The organism is Bartonella kosoyi, from assembly GCF_003606325.2.
Taxonomy (GTDB): Bacteria; Pseudomonadota; Alphaproteobacteria; order Rhizobiales; family Rhizobiaceae; genus Bartonella; species Bartonella kosoyi.
Genome location: NZ_CP031843.2, coordinates 899604 through 922101, shown reverse-complemented (window position 1 = coordinate 922101; position 22498 = coordinate 899604). Strand labels below are relative to the sequence as shown.

The window sequence follows — 22498 nt, the reverse complement described above, 5'->3', positions numbered from 1 at the left end:
ATGGAGTACGGCAATCTTTAAGAATTAACCTCCTCTCCATCGTTGGATCAGTACAAAACAAAGGAATAGATTGAAAATGATCATTTTTTCTGTTTTTTTTCTAACAAGCGTGCCCGAAATTTTGTTGCATAGCCTTCTTTTATAACCTGTCGAGCTCGCCCAAAAGCCATACTATTCATAGGAACATTTTCAGTAATAACGCTTCCTGAAGCAACATAAGAGCCATCCCCGATCACCAATGGGGAAACAAGCGCCGTATTAGACCCAACAAAAGCATGATCACCAATCGTGGTCTTATATTTGTTAAATCCATCATAATTACACGTAATCGTACCGGCTCCAATATTGGTATGTGCACCAATTTCGGCATCACCAATATAACTTAAATGATTTATTTTAGAAGATTCTCCTACCTTAGCTTGCTTGACTTCACAAAAATTTCCAACCTTTACGGATTTTGCCAACTCTGTTCCAGGACGCAAACGTGCATAGGGACCAATCTGCGCATCTTGACCCACCACAGCACCTTCGAGATAACTAAATGCACGAATAACAGCACCAGAGTGTACTTTCACGCCTAATCCAAAATAAACATTTGGTTCTATCACCACACCTGGTTCAATTTCTGTATCATGAGAAAAATAGACTGTTTCTGGTTTTAAGAGTGTAACACCCGATAACATTAAATCGCGCGCTTTACGTTTTTGCCACAAAGAATCAGCCCTCGATAGCTCAAAACCGTTGTTAATTCCTGCGATATTTTCAAAAGGAACTTCAACAACACGCACATCCAACCCCTCGCGTGTTGCCAGAGAAGCAACATCGGTTAAGTAGTATTCTTTTTTCATATTATTATTATCAACCTTCTCTAAAAGAGAAAGGGCATGTTTTCCACGCATAGCGAGTATTCCCCCATTACAAAAAGAAATCTTTTTTTCTTCGTCGCTTGCGTCTTTTTCTTCCACAATTGCAATCAATTGACCATTTTTCTCGAGAAGGCGCCCATAACCTGTTGGATCTTGGGTATGAAAGCCTGCAAAAACAACATCTGCTCCATCAGCAAGCTGTGCACGCATTTGCTGCAATGAATCTTGCTGAATGAGAGGCGTATCCCCAAAAACAATGAAAACATCATCCACTCGCCTTTGCAAAGCTAAACGAGCCGATAAAACAGCATGCGCCGTTCCTAAACGCTCTTTTTGCTCAAAAATCATCACATCTTTTACACATGACTGAACAACATGTGCAACCTCTTGAGCACCAAATCCCACAACAACAGCCAATTGTGAAGATCCTGCCAATTCTATTTGTTTTAGAACATGGCATATAAGAGGCAGTCCAGCAATTTTATGAAGCACCTTAGGCAGAGACGACTTCATACGCGTCCCTTCACCTGCAGCAAGAACAATAGAAAGACAACTTCTAACCATAAAAATACATCAGACTAACGAGAAAATCCAAAAAAGTTCATAATATCATGCCATCGAATATCTTCAACATAACTCAATGAAGGATAATGCTCTAAAAGCCAAAATGAAAGATCCTGCATAGAGCCTGTTAAAAATAAAATTCCTGTAAGAATAAGAAAAACACCAATAATTTTTTCAACTTTTCCTAAATGAATACGAAAAGCTGCTAAAAACCGCATAAAATGACTCGAAAATAAAGCTGCCAATACAAAAGGAACAGCAAGACCTAACGCATAAACTGCTAATAGAATAGCGCCCTCACCCACAGTTTCTTTTGTTCCAGCAAGCGTTATAATAGGTCCTAAAATGGGACCAATACACGGGGTCCAACCAAAGGCAAAAGCTAAACCAATAACATAAGCCCCTAAAGGACCAGAAGATGTTTTACCCGTCTGAAAACGCGCTTCACGAAATAAAAACGAAATCTTGAAAAGCCCTAAAAAATTTAAACCAAAAATAATAATGATAATTCCAGCAGCAAGAGCAAACCAATCACGATAATAACCGATGAATTTACCAATTGTACTTGCACTAGCACCTAAAGCAACAAAAACAGTGGTAAATCCAAGAACAAAAGCGATAACAGAAGACAATAAAGCCCATCGTATAAAGACTTTCTCATCACGCTTTTCTGATCGAAAGTCATCAATACCAATCCCTGCCATATAGCATAAATAAGGGGGAACTAATGGCAAAACACAGGGTGACAGAAAAGACAGAGCCCCCGCAAAAAACACACTAATTGTTGAAATTTCAATCAAAACGCACACCCCATCTTTCATCACGGTTTAGTTCTATGAACAACGATCAATCCATATCTTCATCAATTCGTTGCATATTTTGTTCATTCGCAACCACACTTATATCTTCATCATGACCAGAAACGACAGAAAAAACCTTTTGATAAATTTTATCTTTATTTTTAGCAATGGCAATATACTCTCCCTCCGCTAACACGAGTGAAACATAAGCCCCAACTGTTTCATATACAATATCGCCAGAATCATTGGCAAGAGACCAACTTGTATCTGCAAGTGCTTCTCCTCCTTCTTGTCGTACCAGCTTTAAAACAATTTGAGCAGCCTGATGTTCAAGAGTAACTTCCGTTATTTTACCAGCCTCTACTTGAATATCCGAACGAGCCGTCGCATTAATGGAACCATAATGAGAAGCAACATGATAGCGGCCTGCTTTTAAACGTACAACGGATTGAGGTTTAACATTTGATAAAATGATCCCCGTATCATCATTTTCTTTTTCATCCTCATAGATCGTAAAACGTAATTCCTTTTCATTGATTTCACCATTGAGCAGTGTTGCATTTAAAATAAGACCCCCTGCCTCAAGATAAAAGTTTTTCACAAGACTCTGCCCATTTTCTAGACGAATATGGCGCATAGCACTCATATGACCAAATGAGACATGAACAAGATAACTTCCTGGCTCTAAATCAAAACGCGCACTCCCCCCCTTATAGGTTGCCACTAATGGTAATTTATTATCAATTCCTAGAATAGGGGCATAAAGGCGCCAGACAAGCCCTTTCTCAATATCTCGACGGCTATTTGTTAATCGAGCATTCAAAACGAGTTGTGCCTGAGATGCTAAACTCTCTTTTTGCTGCTCTTGGGACTTTAGAATAAAACTCCGTGATTGTCCCTGCTGTTGATCTACAGCTTCTTCACAAAAACCACAGGGGCTCCAGATCAACAAAGTAAGCACCACGCATAACCGCACACATCGGTGCATTATTTTTATAAGACTAGCCATTTTTATATTGTTGACCAACATGATATTTTTTTCAAGAAACAATATCGCAATGCCCCCACCCTCAAATTGAAAAACTTACACCACAACCACATGATGAAACAGCATTAGGATTATGGATTTGAAAAGACTGCTCCATAAGATCATCAACAAAATCAATCTCAGCGCCTTCCATGAAAGGAAGCGATAGTGAATCGATAAGCACAGTTGCCCCATCTTTTTTGAGAACGAGATCATCTTTACACATTTTAGAAACCAATTCATATTTATAAGAAAAACCAGAACACCCACCGCCTTCAACAGAAATACGTAATGCGATTTTATCGGGTTCACGCAAAAGTATCTGTACAATTTGCTGAGCAGCAGCATCTGAAATTTTCACATTCATTTTATATATCCTTGCATTAAGCCATCAAGAAAGAGTATCCTATTATTATGTATCCTATTATTATAAAAAGAGAAGTTTATTCATCATAAACCACTCTCAATTTTAAGGTGATAATGGACAGCTTGCAATGGATATAGGCACGATCAATTTCAATTACCAATCTCGAGCCGTCTACAGTGCTCATCCGCAAACAAGCCGTGGTCGATTATTTCATGAAAAAATGAACACCGCACGCACACCTTTTCAACGAGATAGAGATCGTATTATCCATTCTAATGCATTTCGACGTCTTAAACATAAAACGCAAGTGTTTATTGCTGATGAAAGCGACCATTATCGTACCCGCCTCACCCATTCAATAGAGGTTTCTCAAATTGCACGAACATTAGCCCGTGCCCTGTATCTTGATGAAGATCTTACCGAAGCCATTGCCCTTGTTCATGACTTTGGACACACGCCCTTTGGCCATGCAGGAGAAGAGGCTCTTAATGAAGCCATGATGCAGTATGGTGGCTTTGACCATAATGCACAAGCCTTACGCATTGTTACAAAACTAGAACAGCGCTATGCAAATTTTGATGGACTGAACCTTACATGGGAAACCCTTGAAGGACTTGTAAAGCACAATGGTCCCCTTTTAGGTCCTTATGCGAAAAATAAAGAGGTTCCTAGCGATATTTTACAATACAATGCAAAGCAAGATCTTGCACTCGATTGTTTTGCAGGACTAGAAGCACAATGTGCTGCGATTGCAGATGATATTGCATACAATGCCCATGATATTGATGATGGTTTACGGTCGCAATTTTTAACACTCGATCAATTTGAACATGTTCCACTAACAGCAGCAATCTTAAAAGAGATAACAGATGAGCATCCCCACCTCGACCAAGCACGACGCGGTTACACACTTGTACGAAGACAAATAACAACCATGGTTGAAGATGTTATCAAACAATCGCACGAAAACTTAGCACGCATCAAACCAACCAGCATAAACGATATTTATCAAGCAAAACAAACCATTGTTACCTTTTCACCGTCAATGACTGTTTACGAAAAAGAACTAAAAAACTTTTTATTTGAAAATCTTTATTACCATGAACAAATTCTTAACCGTCGCAATGCAGCAAAATGTATTGTACAAAAATTATTCAATTGTTATTATGAAAATCCAGATACAATGCCTGAAAGTTGGTGCCAAAAAGCAGTGCACTTAAAAAATCAAGAGTTAGCACGTCTCATTGCGGACTTTCTTTCAGGCATGACTGATCACTATGCTCTACGTGAATATCAACGCTTATTTGACCATACAAATCATTTCGTTTAATAGCTTTTAGCATCATCATGGAAGCTAAATATGAATATCTTTAAAAACTTCGAAAAGAAAATTAAGAAATCAGTTGAATTATCTGATATAAAAGGAAAAAATGGAGAGGACCTAGATTTATCAAAAATCACCGTTGATCCCCCACGTGATTCCTCCCATGGTCATTTATCAACCAATGCTGCTATGGTGCTTGCAAAATCTATTGGGCTCAGTCCACGTGCACTTGCAGATAAAATCATAGAACTCCTTAAAAATGATATATCCATCGAAAATATTGACGTTGCCGGCCCTGGTTTTATCAACATCAAGCTTACAAAATTATTTTGGCAAGATGCTATAAAATATATGCTTGAACTAGGACTTTCTTATGGTCGTATCCCAATGGGACAAGGAAAACGCATCAATGTTGAATATGTCTCAGCAAATCCGACAGGCCCCATGCATGTAGGACACTGTCGCGGGGCCGTTGTTGGAGATGTTCTCTCCAATTTGCTGCAATTTGCGGGCTATAACATTACGAAAGAATATTATATCAATGATGCAGGTCAACAAATCGAAGTTCTCGCTCACTCTGTACTGTTACGCTATCGTGAAGCTCTTGGACAAAAAATTAATGAAATTCCAGAGGGACTCTATCCAGGAGAATACTTGATACCATTGGGTCAAGCGCTAGCTCAAGAGTTTAGTGATCAACTCCTCACCATGGATAGAGATGAAGCCTTATCCATCGTGAAAGAACGAGCGATTCATGCCATGATGTCCATGATTCGCGAAGATTTGGCTGCCCTTAATATTTATCATGATATCTTTTTCTCTGAGCGAATGCTTTACGCAGATAATGCCCGTGCTATTCGTAACACCATTAACGACCTCACTTTAAATGGTTATATCTACAAAGGAAAACTCCCCCCTCCCAAAGGACAAAATATAGAAGATTGGGAACCAAGCGAGCAAACTTTGTTTCGTTCAACAAATGTTGGTGATGACCAAGACCGTGTTTTGATCAAATCTGATGGTTCTTACACCTATTTTGCTGCTGATGTTGCTTATTTTCGGGATAAATTTAATCGTCATTTTGATGAAATGATTTATATTCTAGGAGCAGACCATGCTGGCTATGTAAAGCGGCTAGAAGCCATGGCAAAAGCAATTTCTGGGAATAAAGCCAAATTAAGTGTTTTCTTATGTCAATTGGTAAAACTTTTTCGCAATGGTCAACCTGTACGCATGTCAAAAAGAGCAGGATCATTTGTCACTCTAAGAGACGTTGTCGAAGAAGTTGGTCGCGATCCAGTGCGTTTTATGATGCTATACCGCAAATGTGAAGCGCCTCTTGATTTTGATTTTGCAAAAGTAACAGAACAATCAAAAGATAACCCCATCTTTTACGTACAATATGCAAATGCACGGTGCCACTCAGTCTTTCGTCAAGCACAAGAAGTGCTTCGTATTGAAAGTTTTTCAAAGGACACATTGATCTCCCATCTTCATCGACTAACAGATGACAATGAAATATTATTAATACGCAAACTTTCTGAATATCCGCGTATCATTGAACAAGCCATCGTTCATAAAGAACCCCATCGATTAGCGTTTTATCTTTATGATCTTGCTTCCTGCTTTCACACCCATTGGAATAAAGGGAGTGAAAGTCTCAATTTACGCTTTATTCAGCCTCATGATAAAGAGTTATCCTTTGCAAGATTGGGCTTGATACAAGCTGTTATCAATATTTTATCATCAGGACTTAGCATCATAGGAGTCGAAGCCCCAATAGAAATGCGTTGAAAAAGTTCTATAAATACATACAATAGATACTTTATTGGTAAACTTTTTCATGTATCCTTGCATGAGAGGGGGAAAATTTATAATTTTAATATAATAAATCAAAATTAACCATTGATTGCACGTCAGTGCAAATCATTATGTGAGAAAAGCTATGAGCGATAACGATCGCAAAAATCCGCACGAAATAAAACAACATCATGAACACCATGATCCTTTAGAAAGACTTACGCGCATTTTTAATCCGACCAAACAAAGCGGAAACCAAAATGAGCACTCTTCTTTAGAGACAGATCGCCCGACATCTCATTCCAAAACATCATCTCCTGATGATTTTGATTTGTCCTTCCTAGAAGAAGAACTTGAAAATAATTTAACACGCGACTCAACCTTTGATGATCAAAAAAAAACATGGAACTCGCATGAAATCAGCACTGCAACAGCCTCAGATATTGCACAAACTGGTTCTTTCAACCATTCAAAACAAAATAATTTATCTGAAGAAAAATATTCTTCACCGACCAGTCATGATGAGGAACAAATTTTAGACGCGCTTTCTCCATTACCCATCCAAAAGAATCAATTGTCTCAACAGAAAAAGACAGAAACACGTGCTCATCCTTTCTTTGAAAAAAGGAATTTTATCTCACAATCAGAATCAGAAAATATCTTTTTTAATGAATCTGAAAGACGCGAAAATAAAAGAGATGAAACAGAAACTGTTGAAAAAATCGATCGTTTTTCACAAACGACTTCACAACAACCTGAAACTTCGAATATACAGAAAGCTGATGATGACAATCAAAACTTCTATGATCGTTCTATAAACCATCCCTATAAAATTTCAGCGAATCAAGAAAATTGGACCCAAGAAGATTATACGAATGTCTCCTCTTCTTCAAAAGAAGATGAATTTTTCTCATCTTCCAATCTTGTGTCGGAAAAACAAAACACGCCGAGAAATCAAACAACAAGTGGCTTCTCCTCTCCTTTGGATTCACTACACGTTGACCGACAATCTTATTTAGAGAGATCTTCACAAGAGGATCATACAACCAATTACCCCTATTTTTTTGAAGAAAATCCCTCACAACAAGAAACTTATAGTAAGAAATTTCCAACATATAATGAGGTTCAAACCCAATACATCAATAAGCCGGAAAATGTCTCTAACCCAAATAGAGAAATTTCATATAACCAAAATAATTTAGATGAGTTTCTTTCCTCATCAAAACCTCTTAATACAAAACAAACAGAGAACTTTTTTGCCCATAATTATACACACAGAGATACGCCCCCTCCTAATGTTGATACTTATAAATTTTCAGAAGAAATCGTAGAAAAAACTGGTCCTATTATGGTTCCAGAAGTCCCGTATGAAGCCCCAGAATATGATGTACCAGCAGGTGGTTTAGAAGAAGAATTTGCAGATGTACTCAATGTAGGAAATGTTCCAACAGATAATTTTTCTCAAAAACAACAGAACAATGAAGCTTTCACTGAAATTTTTCATCAAACTATGCAAAATTCAAAAGAAGGGGGTTATATAAACTCTAAAGAACAAAATGCCGACTATTTTTCTGCTGGCAATATCGAATATAATTCTCCCTCCTTGAGGGAGAATTCACCATACACAAGCTCAGATGGAATCCCTACGCCTCCTCCCCCCTTTAAAAGTTCTGTTTTGGGGAAAGTTTTCATCAAAGGTATTTTTCTTCTTATTTTAATAGCCATTGGGTTTACTGGTTATTCTTATTTTTTCATGCCATCACATAAAAATGAAGAAAGGGTCATTATCCACGCTGATAATACACCTTTTAAATTCAAACCAGAAACAACTGAAACGAAAAATGATATTGCCCATAATTTAGATGTCTATAAACAAACAACTGGACAAAATGACAAACAAGAAAATACACAACAACTTCTTATTGATAGCTCTGAAAAACCTGATAGCTTAGAGGGATTCAATCCAGAAGAGACTCCAAACGTTTCATCATCTTCTTCGACTGAATCTGATGTTGAAGATACAGTCACTGAAGCTATCAATCATACTATTCCAACGCGAGAAGTACAAACCGTTATTGTCAATCAAGATGGTACAATTACACTGGCTCCTGTACATCAAACAGAGAGCAAAACGGCTGCTCAATCTACACAATCCATCGATCAAATTCCTGACGAGATTCAAGAGTCATCCTTTGTTTCGTCGCATAATTCCAATAGAAATGACCAAGAAAGTGATTATGATCTCAAAAATAATATTGATAAAATAATCGCTGAAAATACTTCTAATACGAGTATTGAAGAAAAATTTATCCCAATTCCATCTCATGCAGAAAGAAATGTAGAAGTCGAAACGAACGCCGCCACTCGTCCCACATCACCAAACAGAGTTTCACCCCAAAATTCAGAGGATTATTATGTACAACTTTCCTCTCAACCAACCCATGAATTAGCGAAAGATTCTTTAAAAAAGATGAAATCCAAATTTGGATTCATTATCGGGTCCCGTCCTTTAAATATTCAGCCGGCTTTTATACCAGGAAAAGGAACCTATTACCGTATTCGTATTCAAACGCAAAACCGTAATGAAGCTATAATCCTTTGTGAAACCATTAAAAATTCTGGTGGAAGTTGCTTCATCACGCGTTAAACCAATCATGTAACGGTTGTTAAAACCGTTACATGATTTATTTTAAGGCCATTTATTTCAATAGTATTGAATGAGATTTATCAAAAACTTCAAAAATTAAAAGCATCTCAATCTTTTTTGCTTATGTATTTACACTGACTTTATTTTTCAAAACTGCGTCAGTTTTCGCTTTATTTAAAAGATTATGTTTACAAAAAAATCACTGCGTACTCTTATAGGTATAAGGTACAGGAGGAGATGAATTTAAATCTTTTTGGGGCGTTGTTATAGTCTGGCTTGCTTCTGGAGTATTATAATGTGAACTATGTTCAGGAGATTTTGCAAAAAAAGATCCTAAAAAGCCAAAAATAAACCAGATGATAACCAATGCAAGAAGAATAGCAAAAATACCCTTAGCGATTGAAACACGCTGTTCATGATCTTTTCTTTCTGCAGCCATACGTTCTTCATATGTGTGATAGTTTTTATCAATCATAGTGAATTCCTTTTCTCAATTCCCTTATCTTTAATTTCTATAAAGTATACATATATGAAATTATTCAGATACTTATTTTGGGAAAACGACAATTACAGATAAAGGTTCCAGTTTACCTCATAAAGTCGGAAAAAAGAGTCGAAAATAGAATTAAAATATCTACCATAGCCTTTGAGTTGTGCAATAAAACGTTGACACAAAGGATTTGCTAATAATAGAGTTGTAACCAAAATATCTCATTATTTTTATTTAATAAAAAATAAAACATTCTCAAAAGGTTTTTCTTATGAAATCTCCCCTATCGTCACTTCCCTTTAAAATAGAAAAGCACCCATCACCTTTGTCAGAAGAAAAACGTGAAGAAGTTCTAAAAAGTCCCGGTTTTGGTCAATTTTTTACAGATCATATGTGTACTATTCAATGGACGGAAGACAAAGGTTGGCATAACGCCGTTATTTCTCAATACAAAGCTTTAGAAATTAACCCTGCAAGTACTGTCTTGCATTATGGACAGGAAATTTTTGAAGGTTTAAAAGCATATCGTGCAAAAGATGGACGCATCTTGCTTTTCCGTCCTGATGCCAATGCACAAAGGTTTATAGAGTCAGCAAAACGGTTAGCCATGCCAGAATTACCAAAAGATATTTTTCTGAATGCCGTTCATCAACTCGTAAAAATTGATCAAAAATGGGTTTCTGATCATCCCAACGCCAGTCTCTATATTCGTCCATTTATGTTTGGCAATGAAAACTTTTTGGGCGTTCGCCCTTCTCAAGAATATCTTTTTTGTATCATAGCCTCTCCAGTTGAATCCTATTTCAAAGGAGAAGAAAAATCTGTCAGCGTCTGGATTGAAACAGAATATAGCCGTGCTGGTCCAGGAGGGACGGGTGCTGCCAAATGTGGTGGCAACTATGCAGCCAGCTTACTTGCACAAAAAATTGCAACCGAAAACGATTGTAGCCAAGTGCTCTTCCTTGATATGGTTGAACATAAATGGATTGAAGAACTTGGCGGTATGAATGTCTGCTTTATTATGGAAAATAATACACTCGTAACCCCTCCCCTTAATGGAACGATCCTTCCGGGAATAACACGTCATTCAATTTTACAATTGGCAAAACAAATGGGATTAACGATAGAAGAGCGTCCTTATTCTTTTGCAACGCTTCAAGAAGATGCAAAGAGTGGACATCTTAAAGAAGTCTTTGCTTGTGGTACAGCTGCTGTTGTCACAGCAATCGGCCGTTTCAGGTATAAAGGAGGAGAATTTATTATCGGAAATGAAACAGTTGGAGAAGTCACAAAGCAACTTCGGACACAATTGGTTAATCTTCAAAAAGGGAATATAGAAGATAAAAATGGCTGGGTGCATTCTGTCCAGCTCTCATCATAAAACGATATTCTCACATCTATAAAGGCTTCCATGAATGCATTACCTTCATGGAAGCGTGCATATTCACTAAAAATCTCTTTATTTTTTAGTGGAACAAAAAAAGAAAAGATTAATCAAATTTTGAATGATCTCTATGCTGTGCTTTAATATTACGGATTGTACCCGTATGGGAACGCATCACAAGAGTTTCCGTTTGAATGTAGCGAGGCGTGAATTTAACACCAGAAAGCATATTACCATCTGTTACCCCTGTTGCTGCGAATAAAACATCACCCTTTGCCATTTCTTCCATTGTATAAACCTTATTGGGATCACTAATCCCCATCTTGGCTGCACGAGCAATTTTTTCTTCTGTATCAAGCAGCAAACGACCTTGCATCTGTCCCCCAATGCAGCGCAAAGCAGCAGAAGCTAAAACACCCTCTGGCGCTCCACCAATCCCCATATAAAGATCAATACCTGTTTCTTCTGAATCAGTTGTATCAATGACAGCTGCAACATCTCCATCACCAATCAAGCGAATTGATGCCCCTGTCGCTCGTACTTCATCAATCAATTTTTCATGACGAGGTCTCTCCATAATACAAACAGTAATCTGATTAACAGCCACTCCCTTAGCCTTTGCAAGAGCATGAATATTATCGGTAGGACAAGCATCTATATCCACCACTCCCTTTGGATAACCAGGACCAATAGCAATTTTTTTCATATAAACATCAGGAGCATAAAGGAGGTTTCCCTTTTCAGCAATGGCAACCACTGCTAAAGAATTGGCAAGATTTTTAGCACAAAGTGTTGTTCCTTCCAATGGATCAAGTGCAATATCGATTGCCAGTCCATTTTGAAGACCTACTTTTTCTCCAATATAAAGCATAGGTGCTTCATCCCGCTCACCTTCACCAATCACCACGGTACCCTCAATAGGCAATCGATTAAGTTCCCGCCGCATTGCATCTACAGCAGCTTGGTCCGCAGCCTTTTCATCGCCACGTCCGCGCCAGCGCGCAGCAGCAACAGCAGCACGTTCAGTGACACGTACCAATTCAAGTGTCAAAATACGATCAAGTCCATTTGAAATCTTCTGAGTTGTGGGCATATGAAAAAATCCTACCGAATAAATACCAGAAAAAATATGAGTCCTATTAAGCTCTAAAAATAAAGCTTTTGGCAAAGATGAAAACTTTCTACAAGAGATAAAAGTATTCCAGCTTGTCAAATCAATATAAATTATCAATTCTCTGCCATACGTTCAATACGAATGAATTGAGATTTTGCAACAAGATGCCCATCTTTTTCAATTTCTGCAAGTGCCTGTCGAACATTTACTTCTGTTGTTTCATGCGTGATTAAAATAATCGTTTTTTCAATCTGATTTTCTACAAAAGGTCTTTGAACAATCGACTCTAATGAAATGTGATTATCAGCCATATGCCTTGCAACCGTGGCAAAAACACCAGCACGATCATGAACATTTAAACGTATAAAATAGCCCCCTGCATGATTTGAAATGCGTGCTTTTTTATGAGGAGTAAGCTCTAAAGCTGGACGTCTTAAAACAGGAGCATAGTGAAAACCAGAACGTGCTTTTGCTATATCAGCCAAATCACCAATAACAGCTGATGCCGTTGCCATTCCTCCAGCGCCAGGACCAGAAAACAGTAATTCACCTAATAAATCACTTTGAATAGAAAGAGCATTGGTTACACCATTGATCTGTGCAATCATTGAAGATGTTGGGACCATTGTCGGGTGAACGCGTTGCTCTATTCCAGAATCCGTTTTTAATGCAACCCCTAAAAGCTTAATTCGATATCCCAATTCATCAGCCGCCCGAATATCAATTTGCGAAATATTATGAATTCCTTCAACATAAACATCATCTAACGAAACAGCTGTTCCAAATGCTAAGCTTGTTAACAAAGCTAATTTATGCGCCGTATCATTTCCCTCAATATCAAAAGTTGGATCTGCTTCAGCATACCCCAGTCTTTGTGCATCTGCTAAACAATCTTTGAATGAAAGACCTTCTGTAAACATGCGTGTTAATATATAATTACAGGTTCCATTGAGAATACCATAAATCCGCGATATGTGATTACTGACAAGTGATTCTCTCATCGCTTTAATAACAGGAATTCCTCCTGCAACAGCTGCTTCAAAATGAAGAAAGACACCTTTTTGCTCTGCAATTATAGCCAGCTCTACTCCATGTCGAGCAAGAAGAGCTTTATTGGCTGTCACAACATGATGTCCTGTCTCAAGTGCTTTCTTAACAGCGGTATACACCACATCTAATTCACCACCAATTAACTCTACAAAAACGTCAATCTCATCGGAGGCAGCCATCTCTACAGGTGAATCAAACCATCTTATATTACTGAGATCAATTCCACGATTACGTCCTTTATCGCGCGCACTAACAGCAACGACTTTGATGGATCTCCCACATTGGCAAGCTAAACTATTTGCTTTTTCATATAGAGCTTGAACAACTGAAGTCCCAACCGTACCAAGTCCCGCAATACCAACTTTTAAAGCTTCTGCCATTATCCAACCACTGATCCCTATCTTTATTGCAAAACCGTTTAAATGATATGCCACTCAACACAAAGAATACTGATATCCATTAAGACAAAAGAAATCCCCTGCTCTCTTCACTTTATTTTTTTTCTAATAGAATTATCCCCGCTTATTCAAGTAAAATTCCTAAAAATACGAATATTTATTTTCTTCAAAGATTTCATAACCTTTATAAAAAATCTAATTCGGAATGAAAATCTGCAAAATTCATAAATGCGAGTTAGCATAAAAAATTGCTTTGCTTTTAAAAAATAAACAACTTTTTTAAAAATTGCATTCTATCAGCAAAGGATCAAAAAATCTCTCTAAAAACAATCTGTAACACGCGAAAGAATATTGAAAACTTGGAAAGAAAACACACACTTCTTTTCTAAATCAACAAACATTAAACAAACAACACTCTCTCATATGATACGTAAAAAGAATGGAAAAAATAAAGTAGATTAGTAAATAATACCACATTCTTTCTTACCATTATATAGCTTAAACTACCGTTCTTTAATGCAAAAATCCTTAATGCTCTCCTCTATCAAACAGAATTTTACATGAAAGTAAAAAACAAAAACGCATGTGTGTATAGCATAATTCCGATACATTATAAGTATGGAGGATAAATTTGCAAAATTCGGATATTTTACCTCAATTTATTTCCTCTCCTTTGAAAAATAAACGAATTGCAATGATAAGAATCTCAATCAGCTCTTTACCTGCGCTGACTCCTTTTCAAATAAAGAACTTTTAAATTTCTTACAGTCATATAAAAGTAAAGTTGAGAAAAAACAATTTTTAAGATATTTTATAAAGCCTTCCTCAATATTTTTAAATTTTATTATACAGGCTTTCTTTTCGTGAAATTGAAAGAAATTTATGGCTTATGCTTCAAAAGAAAACTTTTGTGTGATTCGTACTATTTATTAACTTTCTCATAAATAATGCGGCTTTCTACTTCATAAATTATACGATTTTGCTTTATGATAAGCGCAAAAAAGTTAAAGAATATTCACATGTGCTGCATGAGACAAAAATGAATAAAATATGCAAAAAACATCATTCACTAAATATGATGTTGGCAACAAAACTTTCTATCCATCATGATAACTCTATATTTTTTCTACAAAAAATCTTAGAAAATAAAATGATCCCAACAAGAAACACTCAAAAATCATTCAATAAAGTACACTTTTTTCAAAAAAAATTCCCCAGAGGGCTTGCGAAGTAAAAAGATCCTCTCTATAAGCCTCATCATTGGTTTGCGCCCATCGTCTAGCGGTTAGGACATCGCCCTTTCACGGCGGAAACAGGGGTTCGATTCCCCTTGGGCGTACCATTCTTTCCTTTTTCCTATATAAGACGTTTATTTTATTTATCTTTTTAAACGTGAACAATCATAAATGAAAGTGAATGGATAGTTTTTTAAAGAGATTTTTTCATAAAAAAGGTGTAAGAGTCATCATGTGATTCATTTTTTGTTTCTTTTCAGGAAAAACGCTCTCATGTAGACCTCGGTAGCTATAAATCAATAATATAAGTTAAAGAGAGAACTTTACCTTGTGATAAAGTAATTTTATAAGCTACATTCATATGTATGCTGTTAATTTTTAAATAAAAACCAACCACATCCTTTATGCATTCCTTTCAACTTTCAAAACTGAAATTGACCACCAAAAACCCATTTTAGCTGAATCATTCCTCATTACAGGAGCTTTGTATCATATTAAATTTCTCTATAAACAAACAGTCCATAATTGTAGAAATATAATGGCGATAAAAAAATAGAGGCTTCCTCACGCAAGAAAACAACTCAAGAAACCATAATTTAGAAGATGATCAACTTATCAAAGAGTTAAATGAAAACTTTGATAATACCCCCCCTCTGTCCCCTAATGATCTACTTCCTTTATCGATTAAACAAACTTTTTATCAATTATATAATGATTATAGGTTTGTAAACACATCACTTCTTTTCAAAAATTAAACTCTGCAATAAAATTTTACACTCTATTGATTATATATTCTAACATCCATATTTACATGCCTTTTTTCCCTTGTTTTTACTTTTCATTATAAGCCTGAAAGTGCTATAAAGTAATATCACTTAAAAGAAAAAGGACTTCTAATGGCAAAGATCAAAGTAGAAAACCCCGTTGTTGAACTCGATGGGGATGAAATGACCCGTATCATCTGGAAATATATCAAAGATAAATTAATCCATCCTTATCTCGACATTGATCTCAAATATTATGATCTTTCCGTCGAGAACCGTGATGCAACCAATGATCAGGTAACGATCGATTCTGCCAATGCTATCAAAAAATATGGGGTTGGTATAAAGTGTGCCACCATCACACCTGATGAAGCACGTGTTAAAGAATTTAACCTAAAAAAAATGTGGAAATCACCCAATGGTACCATCCGCAATATTTTAGGAGGAGTCATTTTTCGCGAACCCATTATCTGTAAAAACGTCCCTCGCCTTGTTCCTAATTGGACAAAACCAATTATTATCGGACGTCACGCTTTTGGTGATCAGTATAAGGCAACAGATTTTAAATTTCCAGGTAAAGGAAAATTAAGCATTAAATTTGTCGGGGATGATAATCAAGTTATTGAGCATGAGGTTTTTGATGCCCCAAGTGCAGGGGTTGCCATGGCGATGTATAACCTTGATGAATCAATTCGTGATTTTGCCCGCGCATCTTTTAATTATGGACTACAACGGAATGTGCCGGTTTATCTTTCAACAAAAAATACCATTCTAAAAACTTACGACGGTCGTTTTAAAGATATCTTTCAAGAGATATTTGATACAGAATTCAAAGATGAATTTGAAAACCGTCAATTATCTTACGAACACCGCCTCATTGATGATATGGTTGCTTCTGCATTAAAGTGGTCCGGTGGATACGTATGGGCATGTAAAAACTATGATGGTGATGTTCAATCTGATATTGTAGCACAAGGCTTTGGTTCTCTTGGTCTCATGACTTCCGTTCTCATGACACCAGACGGCAAAATTGTTGAAGCAGAGGCCGCACACGGCACCGTAACACGCCATTATCGCCAGCATCAAAAAGGTGAGGAAACATCAACAAATTCCATTGCCTCTATTTTTGCATGGACACGTGGATTAGCACACCGTGCTAAACTAGATAACAATGAGAAATTAAAAAACTTTGCCACAACATTGGAAGAAGTTTGTATTCAAACCGTCGAAGAAGGTTTTATGACGAAAGATCTCGCACTTTTGATTGGACCTAAACAAAAATGGCTTTCTACAACAGGTTTCCTCGATAAAATTGATGAAAATCTTAAAAAGGCAATGGATAATTAAGTTATTACTTAAATTAAAATTCAAAGCTCTATTTAGAGCTTTGAATTTCTCTTGGCAAATTTAAAGAACTACCTTATAAGTAATAAAGAGGATAAGTTTTTATTAAATAGCAAAAATAGTGAAAAAACAAAGCTGGTATGCGCTTTTATTGGGTAAAAATGGTCTTTTCTTTTTGACGTTTATGGGCGGGGTGGTGTTGCATGCCACTAACGTTTATATTGTTATTACTATTTTGCCCTCTCTTATGAATCATATTGGGAGTGAAATATATTATTCTTGGGTGGCGACTGTCTTCATTACAGCTTCACTCGTGGGGACTTCACTTGCAACGAAAATATTAGGGAAATTAGGTCCTCGCAACGCTTATGTTATCTCTGGAGTTATCTTTACCCTAGGGACTTTTCTGTGCAGCATTTCTTCATCTATGCCATTATTTTTAATAGGACGCTTTATTCAAGGATTTGGAAGTGGTTCTTTGTTATCCCTATCCTATTCTATGGTACGTATCGTTTTCAGCCCATCTTTATGGTCTCACGCATTAAGTGTTATTTCCGGAATGTGGGGAATATCAACCTTGTTAGGACCAGCGATCGGGGGGATTTCTGTATATTATGGTCTATGGCGAGCATCTTTTTGGATCATTGGTGTATTAGCTATATTCTTCTCACTCATCGCCTTTAAATTTTTACCCAAAAAGAATGAAAACAATGTCCCAACATCCCCTCTCCCTCTTCTCCAACTTCTCACACTCACCTTATTGATTTTTATCATTTCTGTTGGAGGAGCTATGGAGTCGACGATGGCAAAAATTTGCGGGCTCGTTATCGGATTTAGTCTTCTCTTAGTTCTAGCAAAAATCGAATCATCATCCCTTCATCCTATGTTGCCACACAAAACCTTTTCTTTTTCTTCTGAAATTTTTCCTGTTTACGCGTTGATACTTGTTATGACAACAGTCGTATACAGTATGGAACTTTATTTTCCACTCTTTCTTCAAGAGCTCCATGGGCAAGCGCCACTTATTGCTGGTTATATAGCAGCACTTATGAGCCTAGGGTGGACATGTGGTGCTCTCTCAAGTGTTGGTGTCTCCGCAAAAAAAATTCGCAACATCATCGTATACTCCCCCTTATTAAAACTGTTAGGCATTACTATTCTTTTATGGCTCATTCCAACAAAAGTTTCCACCCTTCAATATATTTTTATTATTTGCTTAGCACTATTTTCTATTGGGATCAGTGCAGGCATAGCATGGCCCCATTTGCTCACAAGGATCTTACAATGTGCAAATGATGAAGATGCTCTTCGTGCCAGTGAATCCCTTACCTCTGTACAACTATTTTCAGCGGCCTTAAGTGCAACTCTAGCAGGAGTCATCACCAATCTTGCTGGCCTCTTTAATCCTGGAGGAACAATAGGGATGATCTTAGCAGCAAAAACTCTTCTTATAGTGCTTATGGGGCTTTTATTTTGTCTTGCTATTCCACTAGCGCTACGCATTTCTTACTGCATATTTAAGAATCCAACAGGACATCCCAATAACTAAAAATAGATATAAAATTCCTTCTTTATTCAAAATAAGAAAAATATTAAGCATGCTTCTCCATAGACCATGAGACGCAAAAAATCATTAATCCACACAAAGTTAGAACACTCCCTAAAACCGCTGTATATTCATAACTATAGCCTAATTTTAAAACCAATGCTCCAGCTTCTGCACCAAGAGCATTAGCAATATTAAAAGCAGACTGCATTAATGCTCCTGCCAAAACCTGTCCCTGTAGCGCAACATCCATAATTTTTGTTTGTATAGAAGGCATAGCCGCAAAAGAAGTCCCAACAAAAAAACATCCTATTGCAGCTGTTAACGGAGTATAGGATAAAAAGAAAAAAAGCAAAAAAACAAATATGCTCCAAAGCATAGAAAAAAATATCATCGGCGAAATGCCTATTTTAACAGCCAATTTAGGCCCCAGGAGATTTCCACCCACCATCCCCAATCCAACTAAGGGCATGATAAAGGGTACCCACTCAAGCGAAATACCAGAAATATGCATGAGTGTTGACTTAATATACGTAAAAACAGAGAATAATCCTGATGCTCCCACCGAAACCATTGCCAAAAGAAGCCACACCTGCTTTTGCTTTAATGCATGCATTTCGCTTAAAGGGCTCGTTCTTGAGATCCTTGAATCGCAAGGCAAAAAATTCCAAATAAGCAAACAACACAATAAAGCAATCATACCCACAAGGATAAAAGCAATCTGCCAACCAATAAGTTGACCAATCCAAGTTGCACTTGGTGCTCCCAAAACAGTTGCAATGGTTAAGCCAAGCATAACAGATCCAACAGCTTTAGAACGTTCATTCATTTCCACCATTGAAGAGGCAACCATAGCCGCAAGTCCGAAATAGATTCCATGAGGAAGCCCACTGAGAAAGCGTAATGTAACTAATATGCTAAAATCAGAAAAAAAAGCACTCGCAATATTTGCTAAGGCATAAAAAAACATTAACCCTATCAAAACAGTTTTGCGTGAAAATTGAGCTGTCGCTACAGCTAAAAGAGGGGCTCCAATCACAACCCCTAATGCATAAGCAGAAATATATTGACCGGCAGTAGGAATATCAACAGATGAACTTCGTGCCATCTCTGGTAGAAGCCCCATTGCAACAAACTCTGCCGTCCCGATAGCAAAGCTTCCCACTGCAAGGGCTAAAATTGCTAAACGCCGTATTCTCGAATCAGTCTCCAATACAAGAATGTTTTGTTTATGAAAATCCTTCATATCATCACTTCTGGATAAAAATTTTAGCTGTAGATATCTGTAATACGTAAAAATAAAAATTCAAAACATTGTTACACGCACGCCAAATCGTCCCCAATAAAGTTTTAGAAACATTTTGATATATAAGCATTTTATGGAGTTTTAAGTAAAATTAATGGAAGATCTTTTAAAAACCTAACGGCTATAGGTTATAAATGTATTTAACTACTTTTATGAGCCCAGCCAGATAATAAAGTCAGATAATAAATTTTTCCTTCTCTTTTCAATAATTTTAATTTTACACTAAAATCTTTATTTTAGAAAGATATACTACACCCTATAAACGACTCTAAAACTTATCGAAGAATGTATTTGAAATAAATGAACAATATCTCATCATTATCTTTATACAAGTATAAAACTTCTCCACAATTTATTGTTTCTTCGTTTTTATGATCTGAATACCGCCCTTCCAAATCGATAAGCGATGATTTCAACGAGTACGCTATCCTTATGCGTTACTGCAAAATCTTTTAAAGATTCTCATGATAATAGTGCTTGAATTCTCCATTGATTAAATAATCCTATTCTAGAGATATTGCCCCCTATCTCATCTCATAGAGGAAGAACATAAGATAGTTTTTTATTTAATGTATTATCTATAAATTTGAAATATTCACGTAATATATTATTATTTTTATATAAATTATTATAACAAAATAAGTACTTTTTTATTAAAAATATTTAATCAATATTTTATATGAGTGAAGTTATTATTTTAAAATAATAAGTATATAAATTATAAATTTAAAAGATTATAATATTAATTTATTATTATTTTATTTTTTTAAGATCTTATCTATTCTACTGCATGTAACACATTTTTTACCTTGATCAATAAAAAACACAAAAGAACTCATAAAAATACAATTTTCATACTTCTTTAAGAGTTCGCTAACGCCTCATTAACATTGTTGCTTTAAACAGTCACCAGAAACAGAAATAAACTGTTTTTCTCCGGATCAGGTAGCGCGTACCGGAGTAACAGTTTCTGTTTTATATGATAATTACAAAAAGAACACGTGCCCCATAAAAGTGCACCTTCAGATTTTAAGATAGTGCAATTTTATATTTTTAAAAGATATTTATAATTTTATTTTTTTAGTAAAATTTGTAAGTAAAAAAACAAATTCAATAAACAATAAAACGCGCTATTAGATGAATAGTTTTTTAGCGTCCTTGTGCCCATAGAGCACGCGTTTCAGCGCAAAAATCAGCATAACAGCCCTCTTCAATGGCATCACGAATTCCTTGCATCAATTGTTGGTAATAAAAAAGATTATTCCAGGTCAACAACATCCCTCCCAGAGATTCACCAGATTTGATCAAATGATGTAAATAAGCACAACTATAATCATTTGCTGCTGGACAAAGTGACTGTGGATCAAGAGGATAGGGATCTTCTGCATAACGCGCATTGCGTAAATTAATTCTACCAAAGCGCGTAAAAGCTAAACCATGACGTCCTGCACGCGTTGGCATAACACAATCAAACATATCAATACCACGCGCAACACTTTGTAAAATATCATCAGGTGTCCCAACTCCCATAAGATAGCGCGGTTTACCCTCTGGCAAAATCGGACAAGTCGTATCCAACACTGCTATCATAACACTCTGCGGCTCACCAACAGCAAGCCCTCCAATCGCGTAACCTTTTAAATCCATTTCTTTTAATGCTTGAGCAGAACGTTCACGTAGTTTCATATTATCCCCCCCTTGAACAATCCCAAACAATGCTTTATCTGGCTGCTCTCCAAAAGCTGTTTTACAACGTTGTGCCCACCGTAATGAAAGCTCCATAGCTTCTTCCATCTCTTTTTCAGTGGCTGGTAATGCAATACATTGATCCAACTGCATCTGGATATCGGCATCAAGAAGTCCTTGAATTTCGATAGAACGCTCTGGACTCATTTCATAGTAGGCTCCATTAATGTAAGAGCGAAAAATCACACCTTGTTCGTTAATTTTACGGATGCTCGCCAATGACATAACCTGAAAACCACCAGAATCGGTTAAAATAGGTCCATTCCAGCGTGAAAATTCATGTAATCCTCCCAAACGAGCAACACGTTCAGCGCCTGGGCGTAACATTAAATGATAAGTATTCCCCAAAATAATATCCGCCCCAAGATCACGTATTTGATCCATATACATAGCCTTAATGGTTCCTGCCGTCCCCACAGGCATAAAAGCAGGTGTACGAACACACCCACGTCCGGTAATAATTTCGCCTCGACGCGCCCATCCATCTTGAGCAATTTTTCTATAATGAAATGTCTTTATCATCACTCTTATCTTCTTGATTTGATTCCATCAATGCATACTTCTATAGAAAGAAAAAAGATATCTCTCTTACAAGCATTGTCATAAATTTTATGAATTAATTTTTGATTCACTCAAACCAGTAAAAAGATAAACGAGATAAAAGAACATTTGTTGTTAGAAACCACCATAATAAAGAAATAATCTAGCTTCAGAAAATAACAAAAA

15 protein-coding genes and 1 tRNA gene are annotated in these 22498 nt (G+C 36.6%); 7 read left to right on the top strand and 9 right to left on the bottom strand.

What is annotated here, in order from left to right:
- Positions 1–80: 80 nt before the first annotated feature.
- Genes glmU through D1093_RS04005 form a run of 4 tightly spaced genes read right to left on the bottom strand, consistent with a single transcriptional unit; the run spans position 81 to position 3624 of the window.
- A complete protein-coding gene (gene glmU, locus D1093_RS04020) occupies positions 81–1430 on the bottom strand; it encodes a bifunctional UDP-N-acetylglucosamine diphosphorylase/glucosamine-1-phosphate N-acetyltransferase GlmU (RefSeq protein ID WP_120100820.1) in 1350 nt (449 codons plus the stop codon).
- A gap of 14 nt (positions 1431–1444) precedes the next feature.
- Positions 1445–2251, bottom strand: coding sequence for a cytochrome c biogenesis CcdA family protein (locus D1093_RS04015; RefSeq protein WP_120100818.1), 807 nt, complete (start codon positions 2249–2251; stop codon positions 1445–1447).
- A gap of 25 nt (positions 2252–2276) precedes the next feature.
- A complete protein-coding gene (locus tag D1093_RS04010; RefSeq protein ID WP_174767396.1) occupies positions 2277–3260 on the bottom strand; it encodes a carboxypeptidase regulatory-like domain-containing protein in 984 nt (327 codons plus the stop codon).
- Positions 3261–3300: 40 nt separating this feature from the next.
- On the bottom strand, positions 3301–3624 hold the full coding sequence (locus D1093_RS04005) for a HesB/IscA family protein (RefSeq protein ID WP_120100817.1): 324 nt from the start codon (positions 3622–3624) through the stop codon (positions 3301–3303).
- Between the two features lie 127 nt (positions 3625–3751).
- On the opposite strand from D1093_RS04005, the gene D1093_RS04000 reads away from it, so the two are divergent.
- The 3 genes from D1093_RS04000 to D1093_RS03990 all read left to right on the top strand — a co-directional run bounded on the left by D1093_RS04000 (position 3752) and on the right by D1093_RS03990 (position 9395).
- Positions 3752–4954 carry a deoxyguanosinetriphosphate triphosphohydrolase gene (locus D1093_RS04000; protein ID WP_120100815.1) on the top strand — a complete coding sequence of 401 codons (1203 nt, stop codon included), beginning with the start codon at positions 3752–3754 and terminating at the stop codon, positions 4952–4954.
- Positions 4955–4984: 30 nt separating this feature from the next.
- Positions 4985–6742, top strand: a complete 1758-nt coding sequence (argS, locus tag D1093_RS03995) for an arginine--tRNA ligase (RefSeq protein WP_120100813.1) — start codon at positions 4985–4987, stop codon at positions 6740–6742.
- Between the two features lie 151 nt (positions 6743–6893).
- On the top strand, positions 6894–9395 hold the full coding sequence (locus D1093_RS03990; RefSeq protein WP_120100812.1) for an SPOR domain-containing protein: 2502 nt from the start codon (positions 6894–6896) through the stop codon (positions 9393–9395).
- Positions 9396–9594: 199 nt separating this feature from the next.
- Here the strand turns inward: D1093_RS03990 and D1093_RS03985 are convergent, their stop codons facing one another.
- Positions 9595–9870, bottom strand: coding sequence for a hypothetical protein (locus D1093_RS03985; RefSeq protein ID WP_120100810.1), 276 nt, complete (start codon positions 9868–9870; stop codon positions 9595–9597).
- A 286-nt stretch (positions 9871–10156) separates the two neighbouring features.
- On the opposite strand from D1093_RS03985, the gene D1093_RS03980 reads away from it, so the two are divergent.
- Positions 10157–11266 (top strand): branched-chain amino acid aminotransferase, encoded by a 1110-nt coding sequence (locus D1093_RS03980; RefSeq protein WP_120100808.1) that lies wholly within the window; start codon positions 10157–10159, stop codon positions 11264–11266.
- A 109-nt stretch (positions 11267–11375) separates the two neighbouring features.
- On the opposite strand, the gene glpX is transcribed toward D1093_RS03980, so the two are convergent.
- Entirely contained in the window at positions 11376–12362 is a 987-nt protein-coding gene (gene glpX / locus D1093_RS03975; RefSeq protein WP_120102320.1) for a class II fructose-bisphosphatase, read from the bottom strand.
- A 134-nt stretch (positions 12363–12496) separates the two neighbouring features.
- Positions 12497–13813 carry a homoserine dehydrogenase gene (locus tag D1093_RS03970; protein ID WP_120100807.1) on the bottom strand — a complete coding sequence of 439 codons (1317 nt, stop codon included), beginning with the start codon at positions 13811–13813 and terminating at the stop codon, positions 12497–12499.
- Positions 13814–15098: 1285 nt separating this feature from the next.
- Here D1093_RS03970 and D1093_RS03965 point away from each other — a divergent pair.
- From D1093_RS03965 to D1093_RS03955, 3 genes are all read left to right on the top strand, one after another.
- Positions 15099–15173: transfer RNA gene (locus tag D1093_RS03965), tRNA-Glu, on the top strand.
- Positions 15174–15962: 789 nt separating this feature from the next.
- Positions 15963–17177 (top strand): NADP-dependent isocitrate dehydrogenase, encoded by a 1215-nt coding sequence (locus D1093_RS03960; protein ID WP_120100804.1) that lies wholly within the window; start codon positions 15963–15965, stop codon positions 17175–17177.
- Between the two features lie 118 nt (positions 17178–17295).
- A complete protein-coding gene (locus tag D1093_RS03955; protein ID WP_120100802.1) occupies positions 17296–18723 on the top strand; it encodes an MFS transporter in 1428 nt (475 codons plus the stop codon).
- Between the two features lie 43 nt (positions 18724–18766).
- Here D1093_RS03955 and D1093_RS03950 read toward each other — a convergent pair whose 3' ends face one another.
- Together D1093_RS03950 and tgt are read right to left on the bottom strand one after the other, a co-directional pair.
- Positions 18767–19966 (bottom strand): MFS transporter, encoded by a 1200-nt coding sequence (locus D1093_RS03950; protein WP_120100800.1) that lies wholly within the window; start codon positions 19964–19966, stop codon positions 18767–18769.
- A 1209-nt stretch (positions 19967–21175) separates the two neighbouring features.
- The gene (gene tgt / locus D1093_RS03945) at positions 21176–22294 is read right to left on the bottom strand and encodes a tRNA guanosine(34) transglycosylase Tgt (RefSeq protein ID WP_120100799.1); all 1119 of its coding nucleotides are present in this window, start codon (positions 22292–22294) and stop codon (positions 21176–21178) included.
- Positions 22295–22498 lie beyond the last annotated feature (204 nt).

Coding starts and splice junctions, on each gene's coding strand:
- D1093_RS03980 (WP_120100808.1), top strand. CDS start 10,157: ATGAAATCTCCCCTATCGTCACTTCCCTTTAAAATAGAAAAGCACCCA.
- D1093_RS03985 (WP_120100810.1), bottom strand. CDS start 9,870: ATGATTGATAAAAACTATCACACATATGAAGAACGTATGGCTGCAGAA.
- D1093_RS04000 (WP_120100815.1), top strand. CDS start 3,752: ATGGATATAGGCACGATCAATTTCAATTACCAATCTCGAGCCGTCTAC.
- D1093_RS03960 (WP_120100804.1), top strand. CDS start 15,963: ATGGCAAAGATCAAAGTAGAAAACCCCGTTGTTGAACTCGATGGGGAT.
- D1093_RS03970 (WP_120100807.1), bottom strand. CDS start 13,813: ATGGCAGAAGCTTTAAAAGTTGGTATTGCGGGACTTGGTACGGTTGGG.
- D1093_RS03950 (WP_120100800.1), bottom strand. CDS start 19,966: ATGAAGGATTTTCATAAACAAAACATTCTTGTATTGGAGACTGATTCG.
- D1093_RS04005 (WP_120100817.1), bottom strand. CDS start 3,624: ATGAATGTGAAAATTTCAGATGCTGCTGCTCAGCAAATTGTACAGATA.
- tgt (WP_120100799.1), bottom strand. CDS start 22,294: ATGATAAAGACATTTCATTATAGAAAAATTGCTCAAGATGGATGGGCG.
- glmU (WP_120100820.1), bottom strand. CDS start 1,430: ATGGTTAGAAGTTGTCTTTCTATTGTTCTTGCTGCAGGTGAAGGGACG.
- D1093_RS04010 (WP_174767396.1), bottom strand. CDS start 3,260: ATGTTGGTCAACAATATAAAAATGGCTAGTCTTATAAAAATAATGCAC.
- D1093_RS03990 (WP_120100812.1), top strand. CDS start 6,894: ATGAGCGATAACGATCGCAAAAATCCGCACGAAATAAAACAACATCAT.
- argS (WP_120100813.1), top strand. CDS start 4,985: ATGAATATCTTTAAAAACTTCGAAAAGAAAATTAAGAAATCAGTTGAA.
- glpX (WP_120102320.1), bottom strand. CDS start 12,362: ATGCCCACAACTCAGAAGATTTCAAATGGACTTGATCGTATTTTGACA.
- D1093_RS04015 (WP_120100818.1), bottom strand. CDS start 2,251: ATGAAAGATGGGGTGTGCGTTTTGATTGAAATTTCAACAATTAGTGTG.